This window comes from Stappia sp. 28M-7 (genome assembly GCF_014252955.1).
Classification (GTDB): domain Bacteria; phylum Pseudomonadota; class Alphaproteobacteria; order Rhizobiales; family Stappiaceae; genus Stappia.
In genome coordinates, this window is sequence record NZ_JACMIA010000001.1 from 2,188,964 (window position 1) to 2,208,024 (window position 19,061).

General features: G+C 65.4%; 16 protein-coding genes. 7 read left to right on the forward strand and 9 right to left on the reverse strand.

Annotated elements, in window-relative coordinates:
- The first annotated feature begins 129 nt into the window (after positions 1-129).
- A complete protein-coding gene (locus H7H34_RS09545) occupies positions 130-501 on the forward strand; it encodes a gamma-butyrobetaine hydroxylase family protein (protein ID WP_185925052.1) in 372 nt (123 codons plus the stop codon).
- A gap of 136 nt (positions 502-637) precedes the next feature.
- Positions 638-1,288, forward strand: a complete 651-nt coding sequence (locus H7H34_RS09550) for a L,D-transpeptidase (RefSeq protein ID WP_185925053.1) — start codon at positions 638-640, stop codon at positions 1,286-1,288.
- A gap of 2 nt (positions 1,289-1,290) precedes the next feature.
- On the opposite strand, the gene H7H34_RS09555 is transcribed toward H7H34_RS09550, so the two are convergent.
- From H7H34_RS09555 to H7H34_RS09580, 6 genes are all read right to left on the reverse strand, one after another.
- A complete protein-coding gene (locus H7H34_RS09555) occupies positions 1,291-1,527 on the reverse strand; it encodes a hypothetical protein (RefSeq protein WP_120268098.1) in 237 nt (78 codons plus the stop codon).
- Between the two features lie 346 nt (positions 1,528-1,873).
- Positions 1,874-2,464, reverse strand: coding sequence for a L,D-transpeptidase (locus H7H34_RS09560; RefSeq protein ID WP_120268097.1), 591 nt, complete (start codon positions 2,462-2,464; stop codon positions 1,874-1,876).
- 330 nt (positions 2,465-2,794) lie between these two features.
- A complete protein-coding gene (locus tag H7H34_RS09565) occupies positions 2,795-4,429 on the reverse strand; it encodes a fumarate hydratase (protein WP_120268096.1) in 1,635 nt (544 codons plus the stop codon).
- A 142-nt stretch (positions 4,430-4,571) separates the two neighbouring features.
- Positions 4,572-5,144, reverse strand: a complete 573-nt coding sequence (locus H7H34_RS09570; protein WP_185925054.1) for a YceI family protein — start codon at positions 5,142-5,144, stop codon at positions 4,572-4,574.
- An 88-nt stretch (positions 5,145-5,232) separates the two neighbouring features.
- Positions 5,233-5,820 carry a cytochrome b gene (locus H7H34_RS09575; RefSeq protein ID WP_185925055.1) on the reverse strand — a complete coding sequence of 196 codons (588 nt, stop codon included), beginning with the start codon at positions 5,818-5,820 and terminating at the stop codon, positions 5,233-5,235.
- Positions 5,821-5,892: 72 nt separating this feature from the next.
- Complete coding sequence (locus H7H34_RS09580) at positions 5,893-6,468, reverse strand: YceI family protein (RefSeq protein WP_185925056.1); 576 nt, start codon at positions 6,466-6,468, stop codon at positions 5,893-5,895.
- A 266-nt stretch (positions 6,469-6,734) separates the two neighbouring features.
- Between H7H34_RS09580 and H7H34_RS09585 the strand changes: the two genes are divergently transcribed.
- Complete coding sequence (locus tag H7H34_RS09585) at positions 6,735-7,367, forward strand: glutathione S-transferase N-terminal domain-containing protein (RefSeq protein ID WP_185925057.1); 633 nt, start codon at positions 6,735-6,737, stop codon at positions 7,365-7,367.
- Between the two features lie 27 nt (positions 7,368-7,394).
- Here H7H34_RS09585 and H7H34_RS09590 read toward each other — a convergent pair whose 3' ends face one another.
- On the reverse strand, positions 7,395-8,093 hold the full coding sequence (locus H7H34_RS09590; protein WP_185925058.1) for a glutathione S-transferase C-terminal domain-containing protein: 699 nt from the start codon (positions 8,091-8,093) through the stop codon (positions 7,395-7,397).
- A 253-nt stretch (positions 8,094-8,346) separates the two neighbouring features.
- Here H7H34_RS09590 and H7H34_RS09595 point away from each other — a divergent pair, with 253 nt between their 5' ends.
- Positions 8,347-13,860 (forward strand): alpha-2-macroglobulin family protein, encoded by a 5,514-nt coding sequence (locus H7H34_RS09595; RefSeq protein WP_185925059.1) that lies wholly within the window; start codon positions 8,347-8,349, stop codon positions 13,858-13,860.
- A gap of 24 nt (positions 13,861-13,884) precedes the next feature.
- Complete coding sequence (pbpC, locus tag H7H34_RS09600) at positions 13,885-16,002, forward strand: penicillin-binding protein 1C (RefSeq protein WP_185925060.1); 2,118 nt, start codon at positions 13,885-13,887, stop codon at positions 16,000-16,002.
- An 18-nt stretch (positions 16,003-16,020) separates the two neighbouring features.
- Here the strand turns inward: pbpC and H7H34_RS09605 are convergent, their stop codons facing one another.
- Positions 16,021-16,905 carry an alpha/beta fold hydrolase gene (locus H7H34_RS09605; RefSeq protein WP_185925061.1) on the reverse strand — a complete coding sequence of 295 codons (885 nt, stop codon included), beginning with the start codon at positions 16,903-16,905 and terminating at the stop codon, positions 16,021-16,023.
- A gap of 205 nt (positions 16,906-17,110) precedes the next feature.
- Between H7H34_RS09605 and dapA the strand changes: the two genes are divergently transcribed.
- Positions 17,111-17,989, forward strand: a complete 879-nt coding sequence (gene dapA / locus H7H34_RS09610) for a 4-hydroxy-tetrahydrodipicolinate synthase (RefSeq protein ID WP_120268088.1) — start codon at positions 17,111-17,113, stop codon at positions 17,987-17,989.
- 52 nt (positions 17,990-18,041) lie between these two features.
- Positions 18,042-18,521: an SsrA-binding protein SmpB gene (smpB, locus tag H7H34_RS09615; protein WP_120268087.1), complete on the forward strand. Its 480-nt coding sequence runs from the start codon at positions 18,042-18,044 to the stop codon at positions 18,519-18,521.
- A gap of 87 nt (positions 18,522-18,608) precedes the next feature.
- On the opposite strand, the gene H7H34_RS09620 is transcribed toward smpB, so the two are convergent.
- A complete protein-coding gene (locus H7H34_RS09620) occupies positions 18,609-19,046 on the reverse strand; it encodes an acyl-CoA thioesterase (protein ID WP_185925062.1) in 438 nt (145 codons plus the stop codon).
- Between the last annotated feature and the right edge of the window lie 15 nt (positions 19,047-19,061).

Sequence of the window (19,061 nt, forward strand, 5' to 3'; positions counted from 1 at the left end):
CGGAAAGAAGACTTGCGTCAATTGTGCGCAGGAAGGAGAGGCCGACAGCCTCGGTCGTGCTTGCAGTTTGCCGCAGCCGCTCTATCGTCGCGACCAACGCAAGCAACGCAACCGGGAAGGATGTGAAACGTGACCGACAGCAAGCCCTGGCCGACGGAACTCCGCCTGAGCAAGGACCGCAAGCGGCTCACCGTCACCTTCGACACTGGCGAGGCGCACGAATACTCCGCCGAGTATCTGCGGGTCTGCTCCCCCTCTGCCGAGGTGCAGGGACATTCTCCGGCGCAGCGCAAGACGGTGCCCGGCAAGATGAATGTGGGGATCCTGCAGCTCGATCCGGTCGGCAACTATGCGGTGCGCATCCATTTCGACGACCTTCACAATACCGGGATCTTCTCCTGGGACTATTTCCTCAAGCTGGCGAACGAGCGCGAGGAACTGTGGGGCGGCTATCTGCGCGAGCTGGAGGAAAAGGGCCTTTCCCGCGAGCCGCGCCGCTGAAACTGGCGTCGACAGCCGCTTGGAATCGTCTGCATAGTTGCAGCAGTTGGAATCACTTCGGAGAGTGCGAATCGTGAGCGGTGATGGAGCAACAGTCCGGTCGGCCGGACGGCAGGTCGCAAGCAATGCAAGCGGGATGAGCCGCCGGGCGCTTCTGGCCGGTCTGCCGCTTTTGCTTGCCGCATGCCAGACCAAGAGCGGCGCGATCCGCAATGCCGGCCTCGAGGTGACGACGGAAGGCACGCCCAATTATGCGCTGGCCTATGCGGCGCGGCGCGACGGCGGCTTCAATATTCCGGCCATTCCGTGGAAAGAGTTCGATCCGCGCTATCTCCGCCAGTCGGTTCGCTACATGAGCCGCCACGAGCCGGGAACCGTGGTCGTCGACCCGCATGCCAAGTTTCTCTATCTGATCCAGCCGGGCGGCAAGGCGATCCGTTACGGCATCGGTGTCGGCCGTGCCGGCTTTGCCTGGTCTGGCGATGCGACGATCCGCTTCAAGCGCGAATGGCCCAAGTGGTTCCCGCCGGCGGAGATGATCGACCGCGATCCATCCCTCGAGAAGTATCGCGATGGCCAGGACGGCGGCCCGCGCAATCCCATCGGCGCGCGCGGCCTCTACCTGTGGCAGGGCAATGTCGACACGCTGTACCGGATCCACGGTACCAACCAGCCGCGTTCCATCGGCACCAACGCCTCGTCGGGCTGCATCCGCATGTGGCACCAGGACATCATCGATCTCTACGACCGGGTCGAGGTGGGCGCCAAGGTGGTCGTGCTCGGCTGAGATCAGCGCGATGTGACTGCCAGCTTTTCGGCATAGGCAAGGATCGCCTCAAGGTCGTCCTGGGTCAGGATGACCTCGGCCAGCGTGGCCGGACTGTCCTGGGGGCGGGGCGGCTCGTTCTCGAAGCGCAGATGCGCAGGGTGAGGACGGCGCGCGAGGAAGGTGGCAAACCGGTCGTGCCAGTCGTCCAGCGCACTGACCATGATCATGAAGGACGGGGTGGAGGAGATGCCGGTCATCCGGTTCTCCGGCGTCACCACATGGCACCGCGCGCAATGGAGTTGCGATAGGGCCTTGCCGCGCTGCGCAAGCGCATCGTCTGGCGTTTGCGCGGCAGCTGACCCGGGCGCCAGCAGCGCAGGGCAAAGGGTGGCTGCGAAAAGCCCCCCAAGGACAGCGGTCGGTAATCCCGTCAGCTGATGAGAAGATGCGGCGTGCCGCCGCTGCGTCCTGCGTCCCGTCATGTGCCCGCTCTCCCTGCGCGTGCTTGTCAGGATGAAGGATTGCGTTGGAATGCGGGCGGATCAACGAAAAAGGGCCGGCGCAATCGCCGGCCCTTTTTCATTTTCGAAGCTGGTTCGCAGCTCAGCGCTTGACCACCACCCGCGCGCCGACATCGACGCGGTCGTAGAGATGCACGACATCGTCATTGGCCATGCGGATGCAGCCCGACGAAACCGCGGTTCCGATGGTCCAGGGCTCGTTGGAACCGTGGATGCGGTACAGCGTGTTGCCGAGATACATGGCGCGCGCGCCCAGCGGGTTGTTCGGACCGCCCGGCATATGCGCCGGCAGCACGCGCCCCTTGGCGCGCTCGCGGGCGCGCATCTGCGGCGGCGGCGTCCAGCCCGGCCACTCGGCCTTGCGGCTGATGCGCTGGGTGCCGGCCCACTGGAAGCCCTCGCGGCCGACGCCGATGCCGTACTTCATCGCACGGCCATTTTCCTGGACGTGGTAGAGGCGGCGCTCGCCGGTATCGATGATGATCGTGCCCGGAGCATGGGGACCATTGTAGCGCACGGTTTCACGAGGGATCGGCGACTTGCCGCTCGGGGCGCCGTGAGCGCTGAAGTCCACCCACTTGCGGGTGGCGGGATCAAAGAAGCTGTTCGCAGCCGCAGGCGTCGCGATGGTCGCGGCGACGAGCGTGGCGGCAAGCAGGTTGAAAAGGCGCATATCCAGTTTCCCCATCCGGTGGTCGTCCGAACCAGCCTGAACCCATGCAACAACGCGATGAAACTCGGATGACAACCCGTCCCCGGAGGGATGGGATTGCGGAGGAGGCTCCGGTGCGTTGCCTGCGTGGCGCTGTGTAACGATCTGGCTCCGTAACGATACTTCCCAGTGTCCCTTGCAATGCGGTTAATGCAAAGGTCTCGACGGACAGGAAACTGCCATAATCGGAAAATGGTTGGCGTGACGGCGGTCACATGATCGTGAGTTTGCCGACCGAAAGGTGGTCGCAATGCCGTCGTCACGCCCGCAGGTAGGTAGGTGCCTCGGCCGTCAGCCGAGATTGAGCTCCTTGAAGAAGTCGTTGCCCTTGTCGTCGATGACGATGAAGGCGGGGAAATCCTCGACCTCGATCCGCCAGATCGCTTCCATGCCGAGTTCGGGGAACTCGACGACCTCGACCTTCTTGATGCAGTCCTGGGCAAGACGGGCGGCCGGGCCGCCGATAGAGCCCAGATAGAAGCCACCATGGGCCTGACAGGCGCGGCGCACCTGCGCGGAGCGGTTGCCCTTGGCAAGCATCACCATGGATCCACCGGCTGCCTGGAACTGGTCGACATAGGCATCCATGCGACCGGCCGTGGTCGGGCCGAAGGACCCGGATGCATAGCCTTCCGGCGTCTTCGCCGGACCTGCATAGTAGATCGGGTGGTTCTTGAAATAGTCGGGCAGCGGTTCGCCCTTTTCCAGCCGCTCGCGCAGCTTGGCATGGGCGAGGTCGCGCGCCACGATCAGCGGTCCGCTCAGCGACAGGCGGGTCTTGATCGGATGACGGGTCAGCTCGGCCAGGATCTCCGGCATCGGCCGGGTCAGGTCGACCTTGACGACGTGATCGGACAGGGTGTCGTCCGTCACCTCGGGCATGTACTTGTGCGGCTCGCGCTCCAGCTGCTCCAGATAGATGCCGTCGCGGGTGATCTTGCCGAGCGCCTGGCGGTCGGCCGAGCAGGAGACGCCGATGCCGATGGGCAGCGAGGCGCCGTGACGGGGCAGGCGGATGACGCGCACGTCGTGGCAGAAATACTTGCCGCCGAACTGCGCTCCGACACCGGTCGCCTGGGTGAGCTTGTGGATCTGCTCTTCCATCTCCAGGTCGCGGAAGGCATGCCCGAGTTCGGAGCCTGTCGTCGGCAGTTGGTCGAGGTAGCGGGCGGAGGCGAGCTTGACCGTCTTGAGCGTGGTCTCGGCCGAAGTGCCGCCGATGACGATGGCAAGGTGATAGGGCGGGCAGGCGGCTGTGCCGAGCGTCAGGATTTTCTCCTTGATGAACTCGACGAGCCGGTCCGGCGTCAGCAGCGACGGGGTGCCCTGGTAGAGGAAGGTCTTGTTGGCCGAGCCGCCGCCCTTGGCCATGAACAGGAACTTGTAGGCGTCGTCGCCCTCGCTATAGAGCTCGACCTGCGCCGGCATGTTGTTGGAGGTGTTCTTCTCCTCGAACATCGACAGCGGCGTGAGCTGCGAATAGCGCAGGTTCTTCTTGAAATACGCGTCGCGCGCGCCCTCGGCGAGCTTCGCCTCGTCGCTGCCGTCGGTCCACACGCGGCGGCCCTTCTTGCCCATGATGATGGCGGTGCCGGTGTCCTGACACATCGGCAACACGCCATGAGCCGAGATATTGGCGTTCTTCAGCAGGTCGAAGGCGACGAACTTATCGTTCTCGGTTGCCTCCGGGTCGTCGAGGATCTTGCGTAGCTGCTCCAGGTGCCCGGGCCGCAGGTAGTGGTTGATATCGGCAAAGGCTTCCTCTGCGAGGATGCGCAGCCCTTCCGGCTCCACCACCAGCACCTCTTCGCCCTGGAACGTTGCGGTCGAGACGTAGTCGGAGGTGAGCTTGCGGTAGGGCGTGGGGTCTGCCGCAAGGGGGAACAGCGTGGAGTGGCGATAGTCGGGAGGCGTGGTCTCGGACATCGGTCTGCCTTGGCTGGAAGCTGAGGTGGATAGGTTTGGATGCCTTTTACGCCATCACCTTGCCGCCCGCCAAGTCGACTTGCGCGGGAGGGAGCACGGGAGGTGCGCGCAGGCTCCCGCGCCCTCCCGGCGGCACCCGTCGTTACCGCGTGGCGGTGATGCCGATCTTGACGGAGACCTCGTCGCCGACCGTGGAGGCCGGGATGTCCGAGCCGATGCCGAAGACCAGGCGCATCAACGGAACCTCGGCCTGGGCACGGGCGGTGTCGCCGTCGATCTCCAACGTGAAGGGCAGGGTAAGCGGGACTGCCTTGCCCTTGATCGACAGCTCGCCGGCGGCCTCATAGCGCCCATCGCCAAGGGCCGTGATCTGCGAGGATTCGAAGACCGCCTGCGGATGGCTGGACGGGTCGAACCACGAGGCGCTCGACAGCGTCTGGTCGATCTGCGGCTGACCGGTGCCGGCAGTGCCGGTTTCGATGACGGCGCGGATGCGGGCATCGGCGAGGTTGTCCGGGTCGAGGGAAATCTCCGCCGACCAGTTTTCAAAACGACCCTCGACCGGGCTTCCGTTCTGCGTGGCGACGAAGGAAAGGCTGCTTTGGGTCATATCGACGGACCAGTCGCTGGCAGCCGCCGGACCGGCGACAAGAAGGCTCGCCAGGGCGAGGCCGAGAGCACGGCCGCGGAAATTTCGATATGCGAACATCGTCATGAACCTTGTGTCTGGGGCTGCCGTATCGCCGCGACGGGAGGGGACGCGGTGCGATACGCAGCTTGAGGGCTGGCAGGGGCGGTGGAGGTCAGTCCCTGCGCCCTGTGGAGGCAGTACGGACCATGCGGCGCAGCACATCGTCCCTGTTGAGAAAATGGTGTTTGAGCGCGGCCGCCACGTGGAGCAGCACAAGAAGAAGCAATCCGTTGGCCAACAGCTCATGGACCTCCTTCAGCGCGCTTTCGGCCTCAGCCTTTGTGCCCAGCGCCGATGGTACGGGCAGATGAGGGACAGGCAGGGTGTCGAACACCACGGTCGGAATTCCCCAGGGCGACGCGGAGACCATCAGCCAGCCGGACAGCGGGATCGCCAGCATCAAGGCGTAAAGGCCGGCATGTCCGAGATGGGCTGCGAGACGCTCGATTCCCGGCATCGTCTCCGGCAGGGCCGGTGAGGGATTGGCGAAACGCCAGGCGAGCCGTGCCAGCACGAGCGCGAGCACCAGGAAGCCGAGCGACTTGTGCAACTGGTAGAGCGTGAAAGTGTCCGGCGCCATCGGGTCGAGCCCCGTCATGTACTTGCCGAACAGGAACAGCCCGATGATGAGCAGCGCCATCGTCCAGTGAAACAGGATGGCAACAAGGCCATAGCCAGAGCGGGTATTGCGCAGTTGCATGGCGTATCCATTCCTCGCTGCCGGAGGGGCGGGAACGAGCCTGGGAGGAGGCCCGTTCCCGAAAACTCCAAATTACTTCGCCTGCAGGGCTTCGGCGCTGAAGGAGATCGTAACCTCGTCGCCGACATAGGGCACGAACATGTTCATGCCGAAGTCCGAACGCTTGACGACGGTGGTCGCATCCAGGCCGACGGCCGGGGTCTTGGCCATCGGATGCTCGCCGATAGTGTTGACCGTCACGTCGAACACCACCGGCTTGGTGATGCCCTTGATGGTCAGGTCACCGGAGACGGCCAGCGTGTTCTCGCTGGTCTTCTCGACATTGGTGGAGACGAAGGTCGCGGTCGGGTGAGCGGAGACCTCGAAGAAGTCAGCACTCTTGAGGTGCGTGTCGCGCTCGCCCCAGAACGTGTCGAGGCTGTCGGTGTTGACGGTCATCGAGATACGCGAGTTGGCCGGCGTCTCCTGGTCGATCACCAGTTCGCCTTCCCAGTCGCCGAAGCGGCCGTCGGTCGTCGAATAGCCGAGGTGGTTGTAGGAGAAGGTCAGGTTGGCGTGGGACTTGTCGAAGTCGTAGGCAACCGGCTCGGCAATTGCGGGAGCGGCGGCAAGGGCGAGCGCCAGTGCGGCGGCGGTCAGACGGATCATACAGAACTCCTGGCATTTTGTTTGCGGTAGTGGGCAGCGACCGCGATTGCGGCCTCGGCAGGAGATCGTATGAAGGCGCGGCGTCATCAACCGCATGCAGCTGAATTCACTGTACGCGTGAGGTGAACAATAAAAGGATGTGGGGCCTCACTGTATGACGCTTGCGCGAGATCGTCAGGTCGGGCACCTTCGCGTTGGCCGTGCGCAGGCTGCGCGGCAATAAGGCCTTGGACGGGCCGGCCGGATCGGGAACGGAGATGCGGAATATGATCGACCTGTACACTTGGAGCACTCCGAACGGCCGCAAGGTCTCGATCATGCTGGAAGAATGCGGGCTTCCCTATGAGGTGTTCCCGGTCGATATCACCAATGCCGAACAACATGCGCCGGCGTTCGTGCACATTTCTCCCAACAGCAAGATCCCGGCGATCATCGACCGCGAAGCCGGTGTGAGTCTGATGGAATCAGGTGCCATCCTGCTCTATCTCGCCGAAAAGACCGGTCGTTTTCTCCCTCCGGAGGGACCGGAGCGGCTGCGGGTCATCGAATGGCTGATGTGGCAGATGGGTGGTTTCGGCCCGATGCTGGGCCAGGCCCACCATTTCCTGCATTTCAATCCCGGCAAGGCACCCTACGCCGAGGAGCGCTATGCCAGCGAGGCCAAGCGCCTTTACAGCGTGCTGGATCGCCAGCTCTCGGAACACAAGTTCGTGGCGGGCGAGTATTCCATCGCCGACATGTCGATCTGGCCCTGGGCAAGCCGCTTCGAATGGCAGGGCATCAACCTCGCCGATTATCCCAACGTTCGGCGCTGGTATCTCGAGGTGGCGGCACGGCCGGCAGTGCGGAGCGGCTACGACGTACCCAGCGTTACGAGCGGGATCCCCATGCCGGCTTGAGGCCGGCACAGGGAAGGTCTCTTTCCGTCAGGACGGAATGGATACGGCGCGCTGCGAGGCAGGGCGCTCGGAGCAGTCGGCAAACCAGCGCTGGACATTCGCCAGCGTGTCGAGGCCGGTGATCTCGCCCGCGCCGTAGAAGCCGCCGAGCGTGCGGATCCAGGGCCAGACCGCGATATCTGCGATGGAGTAGTCGTCGCCCAGGATGTAGGGGCGCCCGTCCAGACGTTGCTCCAGCACGGCAAGAAGGCGCTTCGCCTCCGCCGTGTAGCGCTCGCGCGGATAAGGATCCTTGACCTTATCGGCGACGAAATGGTGAAAATGGCCGAGCTGGCCGAACATCGGCCCCAGTCCGCCCATCTGCCACATCAGCCACTGGATGCAGTGATAGCGTCCCGCCGCATCGGCGGGGATCAGCTTGCCGGTCTTCTCCGCAAGGTACAGCAGGATTGCGCCGCTCTCGAACAGGGCCAGAGGCTCGCCGTCCGGCCCGTTGGGGTCGAGGATCGCAGGGATCTTGTTGTTAGGGTTCAGCGACAGGAATTCCGGCGTCATCTGATCGTTCGTGTCGAACGAAACCTTGTGGGCCTCATAGGGAAGGCCAAGCTCTTCCAGAGCTGCGGATACCTTGATGCCGTTCGGGGTTGCCAGCGAGTAGAGCTGAAGACGGTCAGGGTGGGCCGCCGGCCAGCGGCGCGTGATCGGAAAGTCGGTAAGTAACGCCATGGGTCTGCTCCCGGAAAGCGGTTGGGTGCGCCATTCTTAGGAAATCTCCGGTGACCTGTCGCGGCATGTTTGAGGGAAGAGCGTCAGCCGCGGCGCCTCAGTTGAGCGAAGGTGCATTTTGGTCTTGGACTTGTCACGATTGCATGCTCCGATCCGCTCCGATGTGAAATCAGAACCGCACCGGCGAATGGCGCCCCAGGGAGGGACGGTCCGCAAGGGACCGGAAAGCCAGCTGGTAGCTCGGGGGGACGTCATGCACGGCAGGTTCGGAACATTCGGTCTCGGCGGCATTCTTGTCCCGGCATTGGCCGGGGTACTCGCCTTCGCTCTCGCGGCCACTCCGCATGCGCTGGCTCAGGAGGCCGGTGAGCGGCGGATCGTGACGGTCGATGATGCCGACTATTTCGGCGCCGATTTCCGCACATTGAAGGAGGTCGATCTCGACACCTGCAAGACCGCTTGCCTCGACAGCAACCAGTGCCGAGCCTTCACCTACAACACCTCCGCCCGCTGGTGCTTCATGAAGTCCGATGTCGGGCAGCTGCAGTCCTTCGCCGGTGCGGTGGCCGGCCGTGTGGTGACGGTGGCGCGCCGGGACGATGCGAGCCGCAAGGCGCGGAGCGAGGAGCTTTCCTTCCTGTCGCGCTCGCTGATGGATGATGCCGCCGCCTATGCCCGTCGCCTGCCACGTAACTTCAAGGCGGGCGGCGAGAGCGTCGGTCAGCTTGAATCGCAGGCGCGCACTGCCTTCGGATCCCGCAACTTCGACGAGGCGGAGCGTCAATTTGCCCGCGCGCTCACCCTGGATGTCGAGCGCAACGACCTCTGGTCGGGGCTGGTCGGCTCGCTCCTGGCGCAAAAACCCTCTGACTGGCAGCGGCGCAACCAGGTCGAAACCGACAGCACCCTGGCGGCGATCAACACCTATCTGACGGCGGCCAGCGAGGACGAGCGGGTTAGTGCCCTCGACCTGCTGGCGTCCTCGCTCGAGCGCCGCCAGCTTTACAAGCCGGCCATCAAGGCACTGCGTGCCGGACTGGCGCTCGACGAGGTGCCCGCGCGGCGTGAACGCTATGACGTCATGGTCGCCACCCACGGTTTTCGCATTCTCGATCACCAGGTCGATTCCGACGCGGTGAACCCGCGTATCTGCGTGGTTTTCTCCGACACGCTGCAACGGGGCGCCGACTTCTCGCCCTTCGTGCAGGTGACGGGCGAGGGGACCTACTCGGTCGAAGGCGATGGGGCCCAGGTCTGCGTCGACGGGATCCGTCACGGCGATCGCTACGCGCTGCAGCTGCGTTCCGGCATCCCGTCCGCCGATGGCGAAAAGCTGGAAAAATCGGCCAATCTGACGGTCTATGTTCGCGACCGCGCGCCGACCGTGCGCTTCCTTGGTCGGGCTTATGTGCTGCCGGCCGGCGATGGCGCGACGATCCCTCTTGTCACGGTGAACACCAAGACCGTGGAGACGGAGATCTACCGTATCGGCGAACGCGGATTGACGCCGGCCCTCAGGGACAGCCGCATCCTGTCGCAGCTCAACAACTACCAGTCGGAGCAAGTGCGCGACGAGTACGGCGAGAAGCTCTGGTCCGGCACCGTCGAGACGGAACTTCGGTTGAACCAGGACGTGACGACCGCGGTTCCGGTGGCGGATTTCGGGCTGACCATGCAGCCCGGCATCTATGCCATGGTGGCCCGCGCCCGCGAGGACAAGCAGAACGAGTGGGGTCCCTGGGCGACACAGTGGTTCCTGGTGTCCGATCTTGGCATCAGCTCCTATACCGGCTCGCAGGAAACCGTCGTCTCCGTTCGCAAGCTGTCCGATGCCGGCCCCGTCGAGGGCGCCAAGGTGCGGCTGGTTGCGGTCAACAACGACATTCTCGGGGAGACCACCAGCGACGCGCAGGGCTTTGCGCGCTTTGCTCCCGGCCTGTCGCGCGGAACCGGCGGGCGTGCGCCTGCCCTCGTCAGTGTCGAGACGCCGGGTAACGCGGACTACGCGTTCCTGGACCTGACCAAACCAGCTTTCGATCTTTCCGACCGTGGTGTGGAAGGGCGCGCAGCGCCGGGCCCTGTCGATGTCTTCGCCTGGCTCGACCGGGGTGTCTTCCGACCGGGGGAGACGGTTCACGTCGGCGCGATGGCGCGCGACCGCGAGGCCATGGCTGTCGCCGACCTGCCGCTCACCTTCATCTACGAGCGGCCTGATGGCGTCGAGTACAGCCGGGTCCAGGTCTCCGAGGCGGGCGCGGGCGGCCGTGCCCATGCGCTGGAGATACCCGCAAGCGCTCAGCAGGGCAGCTGGTCTGTCCGTGTCCATGCAGATCCCAAGGGCGAGGCGCTGGCGCGTCTTTCCTTCCTGGTCGAGGATTACCAACCCGAGCGCGTCGACTTCACGCCGGAGACGGAAGCCAAGGTCTTCGACCCCGAGGCGCCGCCGACCCTCTCGCTGCAGGCGAGCTTCCTTTACGGGGCTCCGGCATCGGCCCAGCGGGTCGAGGGCGAGGTCGTCGTTTCGCCCACCCGCCAGTTCCCCGGCTATGCCGGCTACACGTTTGGCCTCGCCGACGAGCAGATCTGGCCTGAGCGCACGCCCCTGCCGGATGGTGTGGTGACCGACGAGGAAGGAAAGGTCAGCTTCACTCTGCCTGTTCCGCAACTGCAGCCGACGACGGCAGGTTACACCGCCAAGGTGGTCACGCGCGTGGTCGAGGCTGGCGGGCGCTATGTCGAGCGCAGTCTTGATCTTCCCGTTCTTGCAGACGGTCGGCGGATCGGTATCAAGCCGGCATTCGACGGCGGTGTCGATGAAGGTGCGCCGGCCGAGTTCGAGCTCGTGGCGCTCGACCGGCAGGCAGAGCGGATCTCGGCCGATGTCCAGTGGACGCTGTCGCGCATCGACACGCGCTACCAGTGGTATCGCGCCGACGGTCGCTGGTCCTTCGAACCGGTGACCACCAGCCGGCGCGTTGCGACCGGCGAGCTGAGCCTTGCTGCGGATCAGGCTGGACGACTGTCCGTGCCCGTGGAGTGGGGCGAATATCGCCTCGAAGTCGCGGCGAACGGGGCCGAGCCGGCTGCGACCAGCATCACGTTCAACGCCGGATGGTATGTCTCGTCTGCCTCTTCGCAGACGCCGGACGTGCTCGATGTCGGCCTGGACAAGAAGGCCTACCGCTCTGGCGACACGGCGAAGCTGCGTTTGAAGCCGCGTTTCGACGGTATCGCGCTGGTCTCCGTGATGGCCGACCGCTTGATCGAAAGCCGGGTGGTCGAGGTCTCCGAAGGCGAGACGGAAATCGATCTTGCCGTGACCGACGACTGGGGGAGCGGCGCCTACGTTACCGCTACCCTTCTGCGCCCGATGGATATCGAGGCGAAGCGCATGCCCTCGCGCGTGCTCGGCCTGCAGTGGCTGTCCGTCGATCCCGGCGAGCGCCGGCACACGGTGGAAATCGATGCGCCGGAAACGATGCGCCCGCGCTCGACCATGGAAGTCGGTTTGACGATCTCCGGCCAGCCCGCAGGCAAGCCGGCCTTCGTGACGGTCGCAGCGGTCGATGTCGGCATCCTGAACCTCACGCGCTTCCAGACGCCGGATCCGGCGGGCTGGTATTTCGGTCAGCGCCGGCTTGGCGTCGAGATCCGCGATTATTACGGCGAGCTCATCGACCGCACGGTCGGCGATCTCGGGCTGGTGCGCTCAGGCGGCGACGGCGGAGGCCTCTCCTTTGCTGCTCCGCCCCCGCAGGAAGAGCCGATGGCGCTCTTCTCCGGCGTCGTGGAGACGGATGCGGACGGAAAGGCGACCGTGACCTTCGAGGTGCCCGACTTCAACGGCACTGTACGGCTCACGGCGGTTGCCTGGAGCGAGAGCGGCGTCGGACATGCCGAGAAGGACGTGACGGTGCGCGATCCGGTGGTGGTGACTGCCACACTGCCGCGCTTCCTCGCTCCGGAAGACCAGTCGCGTCTTCTCGTGGAGATCGACAACGTCGAAGGGGCTGCGGGCGACTACGTGCTGCAGGCTGCCGTCGAAGGACCGGTCTGGCTACAGGCGGAAGACGCCTCCCGCACTCTTTCGCTTGCCGCTGGCGAGCGCCAGACCCTGCGCATGCCGCTGATGGCGGAGACCGGCACGGGCGACGCTACCCTGACCCTGACGCTGGAAGGGCCGGACGGCCCGGTTGCCGAAAAGGTGCTGTCGCTCGGTGTTCGCGACACGATGCCGCCGCTGACGCGCCGGTCCTTCGTGACGCTGGCAGCCGGTGCCGGCCTGACGCTCGACGACGGCACGCTGGCCGGGGTCGTTCCGGCGAGCGCCAGTGTAAGCGTTGCCGCCGGCGGGGCTGCGCGGATCGACATTCCGGGACTTCTCGGGGCGCTCGACCGCTATCCTTACGGCTGCACGGAGCAGATGACGAGCCGTGCTCTGCCGCTGCTATATCTCAACGAGTTGGCCGTCGCGAGCGGCCTGAAGACCGACAGCGAGATCCGCGGTCGGATCGAGCAGGCCATCGTGCGGGTGCTGGGCAACCAGAGTTCGAACGGCTCGTTCGGCCTGTGGTCCAGCTTCGGTACGCAGGACACCTGGCTGGATGCGTATGTCACCGACTTCCTGCTGCGCGCCCGCGACCGGGATTACAACATCCCGACCCAGGCGTTGGAATCGGCTCTGGAGAACCTGGAAAACCGCATCGCCTACGCCTCCGACTTCGATGATGGCGGAGAGGGGATCGCCTATGCGCTCTACGTTCTGGCGAGTGCCGGGCGCGCCTCCATCGGCGACCTGCGCTACTATGCGGATGTGAAGCTCGGCGATTTCGCGACGCCTCTTGCCAAGTCGCAGATCGCCGCAGCGCTCTCCCTTTACGGCGAGAGCGGTCGGGCGGAGCGCGCCTTCGAGAACGCGGTCGATGGGACCGGTCAGCCGGAAAACACGAGCTATCGTGCCGACTATGGAACGGCCCTGCGCGACTCCGCCGGTGTGCTGGCCTATGTGACCCGTGCCAGCGCTGCCTCCGTCGATACCGCTGCCCTGACCCGCGAGGTCGCCAACCGGCAGGATTCAACGCCTGCTCTGTCCACCCAGGACATGGCCTGGCTGCTGGTGGCCGGTCACGAACTGGAGCAGAAGGCGGAGGCCGCGAGCTTTGCGGTCGACGGGACGGCAGTGAGCGGGCGGCTGGACCGGCGCGTGACCGGCGAGACCGTCTCCGGACAGCCCATGCGGGTCGAGAACCGGGGTGACAAGGCCGCCGATGTGGTGATCACCGTCACCGGACGCCCGGTCGAGCCGCAGCCGGCGGGCGGAACGGGCTACAGCATCACCCGTACGCTCTACGACCTAGACGGGAACGAGCTTTCGCCTGATGCGGTGCCGCTCAATACCCGGGTCGCGGTCGTGCTGACGGTCACGCGCGACCGGCCGGGCAAGGGGCGGATCATGGTTGTCGACCGCTTGCCGGCCGGTCTGGTGATCGACAATCCGAGGCTGGTCCGCTCGGGCGATCTCGGCGGTCTCGACTGGCTGTCGACGGTCGACAATACCGACCATGTCGAGTTCCGCGACGACCGCTTCGTCGTCGCGCTGGACGAGTCCCAGCAGAACATCGACGTCATGACCTTCGCCTATCTGGCGAGGGCGGCGCTGCCGGGCAGCTTCGCCCATCCGCCGGCAACCGTGGAGGACATGTACCGGCCCGACCTCGCGGCCCGCACCGACACGGGGCGGCTCGAGGTGCTCGGCCCGCTGCGCTGACGCCGCAACCGGAAGGGGCGGCAAGTGGCGCGGACCGGACAGGGCAGGCGATTGCGGCGGCTGGCGATCGGCCTGTGCTGCATCGTCGTTCTGTGCGTCCTCGCCATCGGCGCGACCCTGGGCGCTCAGGTCTTCTCGCTCGGCCGGGAGGATCTGCCCGGCGCTGTCGAGATGTCCCGCTCGGTCAGCGATCGCAACGGGCGCCTGTTGCGCGCGTTCCAGACCAGCGACGACCGGTGGCGAATGCCTGTGTCGCCCGATGAGGTGGACCCGCTCTACCTGTCGATGCTGCTCGCCTACGAGGACAGGCGCTTTCACGACCATCACGGTGTCGATCCGCTGGCGATCCTGCGGGCCGGCTGGCAACTGGCGACCAACGGGCGGATCGTTTCGGGTGCCTCGACCCTGACCATGCAGACTGCGCGGCTTCTGACGGAAGCGCCGACGCGCTCGCCCTTGTCGAAGTGGCGCCAGATCGTGCTGGCCCTGGCGCTCGAGCGGCATCTCGACAAGGATGAGATCCTGTCGCTCTACCTCGCGCGCGCACCCTTCGGCGGCAACATCGAGGGTGTGCGGGCGGCAAGCCACGCGTGGTTTGGCAAGGAACCGGCGCGGCTGACCCCGGCGCAGGCGGCGCTGCTGGTGGCTCTGCCGCAATCGCCGGAAGCGCGCCGGCCCGACCGGTTCCCCGAAGCTGCGCGCAGTGCCCGCGACCGGGTCCTGCAGACAGCGATGGAGGCAGGTCTTTTGCCCCCCGGTGACGTCGCAGCAGCGAGCCGCGAGGCGGTCCCTGCGCGCCGGCGACCGGTGCCGATGCTTGCCCCGCACGCGACGCGGCAGGCGCTCGCCCGCAATGAGGCAACCGACCAGCGGCTGACCATCGAAGCGGACTTGCAGGCGCGGCTGGAGGCGATGGTGGCGGAGCGGGCCGGCCGGCTCGGCAGCCATGTGTCCGTCGCCTTGATCGTTGCCGACAATGCGAGCGGCCAGATCCTGGCGCGTGTCGGCTCAGCGGACCTGCTGTCGCAGGCACGCCGCGGCCATGTCGACATGAGCGGTGCGATCCGCTCTCCGGGTTCAACGCTGAAGCCGCTGATCTACGGATTGGCCTTCGAGCAGGGCGTGGCCCATCCCGACAGCCTGATCGAGGACCGGCCGACCACAGTCGCCGGCTACAGCCCGACCAATTTCGATCTGTCGTTTCAAGGAACTGTTCGCGTTCGCGAGGCGCTGACTGCCTCGCTCAATGTGCCGGCGGTGACGCTTCTCGATGCGGTCGGTGTGTCGCGCTTCGTGTCGCGGCTGAAGCGGGCCGGGGCGACGCCCCGTTTCCCGCAGGGCGAGGCGCCGGGCTTGGCCGTGGCGCTCGGCGGCTTCGGCATCTCGCTTCGCGAGCTCGTTGCCCTTTATGCCGGAATCGCGCGCGGAGGCACGGCCATCTCGCTGCACGAGAGCCTGGCAGCGGGTACGGATGAACCGGGAGTGGGCGAGGCCTTGCGCAGCGACGACCGCCGTTTTCTGTCGGAAATGGCCGCTTGGCGTATCGCCGACATCCTGTCCGAAGTGCCGCCGCCGGATACGGCGAATGGTGCCGGAATCGCCTACAAGACCGGCACCTCCTACGGCTATCGCGATGCCTGGGCCGTCGGGTTCGACGGGCGCCATACCATCGGGGTCTGGGTCGGCCGCGCAGACGGCACGCCGGTGCCGGGACTGACGGGCTACAAGTCCGCCGCACCGCTTCTGTTCGACGCTTTCCAGCGGGTGGCAGCCCGCAGGACGCCGCTGCCGCAGCCTCCGAAGGAGTTCGACCCGGTGGCAGACGCCGTGCCCGCACCGTTGCGCTATGCCCGCACGGCGACGCGTCCCGACGGCATGCACACGCAGAGCGGGCCGGAAATCTTCTATCCGCCGGATGGCGCGACGGTCGATCTCGGTCTTGGAGAAGGCAGCGAGGCGGCGCTCGTCGTGAAGTTGCGGCGGGGTAGGGCCCCGTTTCTCTGGCTGGCCAACGGGGCGCCCGTTGCCAGCGGTCCCTTCGCGACCTCGCTCGTCTGGCAGCCGGACGGGCCGGGCGCCTCGACCATTTCGGTCATCGATGCCGATGGTAATTCCGCCCGCGTGACGCTGGATCTGAGGTAGGGGCAGGCGCTGCGTCTGTTACCTCAGACGCGACAGGAACCTGGCGATCACGCCCTGGGTTTCCGCGTCCCACAACAACGGGGCGTGACCCTCGTTGGCAATCGTGTGCCGCTCGAGCCCCGGACTGCGCTGTTTCATCTGCGAGTAGGTCTCGGTGCTCAGAATATCCGAGTGAGCCCCCCGGATCGCCAGCATCGGCACGCTGGCGATCGCATCGAAGACGGGCCAGAGATCCGGCAATGCGGTCTCGTCGTCGATGGTACCCAGCGTGTTGGCGAGACGCGCGTCGTAGTCGAGTTGGATCCCGTCCTCGGTCTCCACGTAGAGCTGCCGGGCGAGCCGCAGCCAGCCTTGCGCAGCGACATCGGGAAACTGGCTACCGAGTGCGCCATGCAACCGCTCTGCCGCCTCCTGCCAGGTGTCGACGCGCATGTTGCTGCCGATTTCGCCGGAGAGGCGCTTCAGCCCGCCGCGCTCGATTGCCGGCCCGATATCATTGAGCACGAGGCCCGCGACGCGATCGGGTGCGCGCCAGGCCAGCAGCATGCCATGCAGGCCTCCGCGCGAGGTCCCCACGATGGCAAGGCGGCCGAGCGACAGGGACTCGAGCCCCGCGTCGATGTCCTGTGCCTCGCGTGCGATGGAGTAGGTCCGCCAGTCCGGGTGCCGTCCCGAACGCCCCCTGCCGCGATAGTCCATGGCGATGACCCGATGTCCGCAGCCGGCGAGATAGCGGGCGAGCGGCGCGAAGTCGCGCGTGTTGCGCGACAGACCGGGCAGGCAGAGGACGTCGAGAGCGATGCCGTTCTGCGGTTCCCATACGGTCGCGGACAGGGCGACGCCATCGTCCGAACGCCATTCGTGGTAGTGCGGCTGTGCGCCTGCTGCCTCTGCTGTATCCATTTCCACCACCACGTTTTTCCAGGATTCGCTGAACTCGGAGAGATCATAGACACCGCGACGATGCGGCGAAAAGTGCCTTGCCGGCGAAGTCCGCCGCGGATGCACCGCGAAAGCCGGGTCGATGTTGCGTCGGTCCCGTGTGACGACTATTGTGCGCCTCCCGGACGGTCAGTCCGGTCAAACGCCACACTCCAAGAGGTCCAGCATGTTCAAGGGATCCATCCCCGCACTCGTCACGCCGTTTCGCAACGGAGCGGTCGATGAGAAAGCGTTCCAGGAGTTTGTGGACTGGCAGATAAAAGAGGGCAGCCACGGCCTCGTTCCGGTGGGCACCACGGGCGAGAGCCCGACGCTCAGCCATGCGGAGCACAAGCGCGTCATCGAGCTGTGCATCGAGGCCGCCGGCGGCCGCGTTCCGGTGATGGCGGGCGCAGGCTCGAACAACACCGTCGAGGCCATCGATTTCGCGACCCATGCCGAGAAGGCCGGCGCGAATGCGCTGCTGATCGTGACGCCCTATTACAACAAGCCGAACCAGGCCGGCCTGATCGCCCACTATCGTGCGATCGATGCCGCCGTCGGCATCCCCATCTACATCTACAATATCCCCGGCCGGTCGGTGATCGACATGCAGCCGGAGACGATGGCGGAGCTGTTCAGGACGTCGCGCAACATCAAGGGCGTGAAGGACGCAACGGCGAACATGGCGCGTGCCAGCCGCCAGCGCGAGCTGTGCGGGCCGGAGTTCGTACAGCTGTCGGGCGAGGACATCACCGCGCTCGGCTTCAACGCTCATGGCGGATCGGGTTGCATCTCGGTCACGGCGAATGTCGCGCCGCGGCTATGCTCGCAGTTCCAGGAAGCGATGCTGGCGGGCGATTTCGCGACCGCCCTGTCGATCCAGGACCGGCTGGCGCCGCTGCACAATGCGCTGTTCATCGAGCCGAACCCGACGGGTGCGAAATACGCCCTGTCGCTGCTCGGCAAGCTGGAGAACGAGCTGCGCCTGCCGCTGGTTCCGGTCTCCGAGCCCACCAAGGCCGCGATCCGCGATGCGATGACGCACGCGGGCCTGCTTAACTGACAAGGACGGTTTGCCGGGCGGTGCTTTGCGCTGCCCGGCGCCGCTAGTGACGATGGCCAGCAAGAGCGCCGCCGACAGTAATCGAAAGCTTATCGCCGACAACCGCAAGGCCCGGTTCAACTACGAGATCGAGGACACGCTGGAGGCGGGGATCGAGCTCAAGGGAACCGAGGTGAAGGCGCTGCGCGACGGCAAGTCGATGATCGCCGAATCCTACGCCAGCTTCGAGGGCGGGGAGTTCTGGCTGATCAACTCCTACATTCCCGAATACCTGCAGGCAAACCGGTTCAACCACGAGCCGCGCCGCAAGCGCAAACTCCTGCTGCACAAGCGGGAGATGGCCAAGCTTGCCCTTGCCGTAGAAAAGGACGGCAAGACGATCGTTCCGCTGAAGCTCTACTTCAACGACAAGGGACGGGCGAAGCTGGAACTGGCGCTTGCCAGGGGCAAGAAGCTGCATGACAAGCGCGAGACCGAGCGCAAGCGCGACTGGAATCGCGAGAAGGCACGCCTGTTGAAAACAGCTGGATAAGCTGTGAATGGCTGAAGGCGGGTTTTCGTTTTGTTCTTCTGAATTTACTTGAAGAAACTGCCTCAACAGATTCGCAAGTTTGAAGAATTAGCCTCGAAGGATCGTGGCCAAAAGATCCCGTCTTTCGCCTTCGATCGGAACCGGCCGCCTTGTGGATCGATCCACCTGGACGTGGACGAAACGCCCTTGTGCGCTGGCGCTGCCGCTCTCGTCCGCAAACAGGGCGATCTCATAGGACACAGACGAGCCGCCAAGCCGGCTAACCCGGATGCCGGCGGTCACCGTGCCCGGAAACGTGAGCTCGGCGAAGTAGGCGCATTGCGTCTCGACGACGAGAAACACCGTCTCGGAGTGGCGCGGATCGAGCACGCCTTCCTCGATCAGCCACCCGTTCACCGCCGTGTCGAAATAGCTCAGATACTCGACATTGTTGACGTGACCATAGATGTCGACGTCCATCCAGCGCGTGGGAATGGCCCGGAAAAGGCGAAAGTCGTCACGGGTCAGCGGTATGGCGCGGGTCATTCTGATTGATCCTTG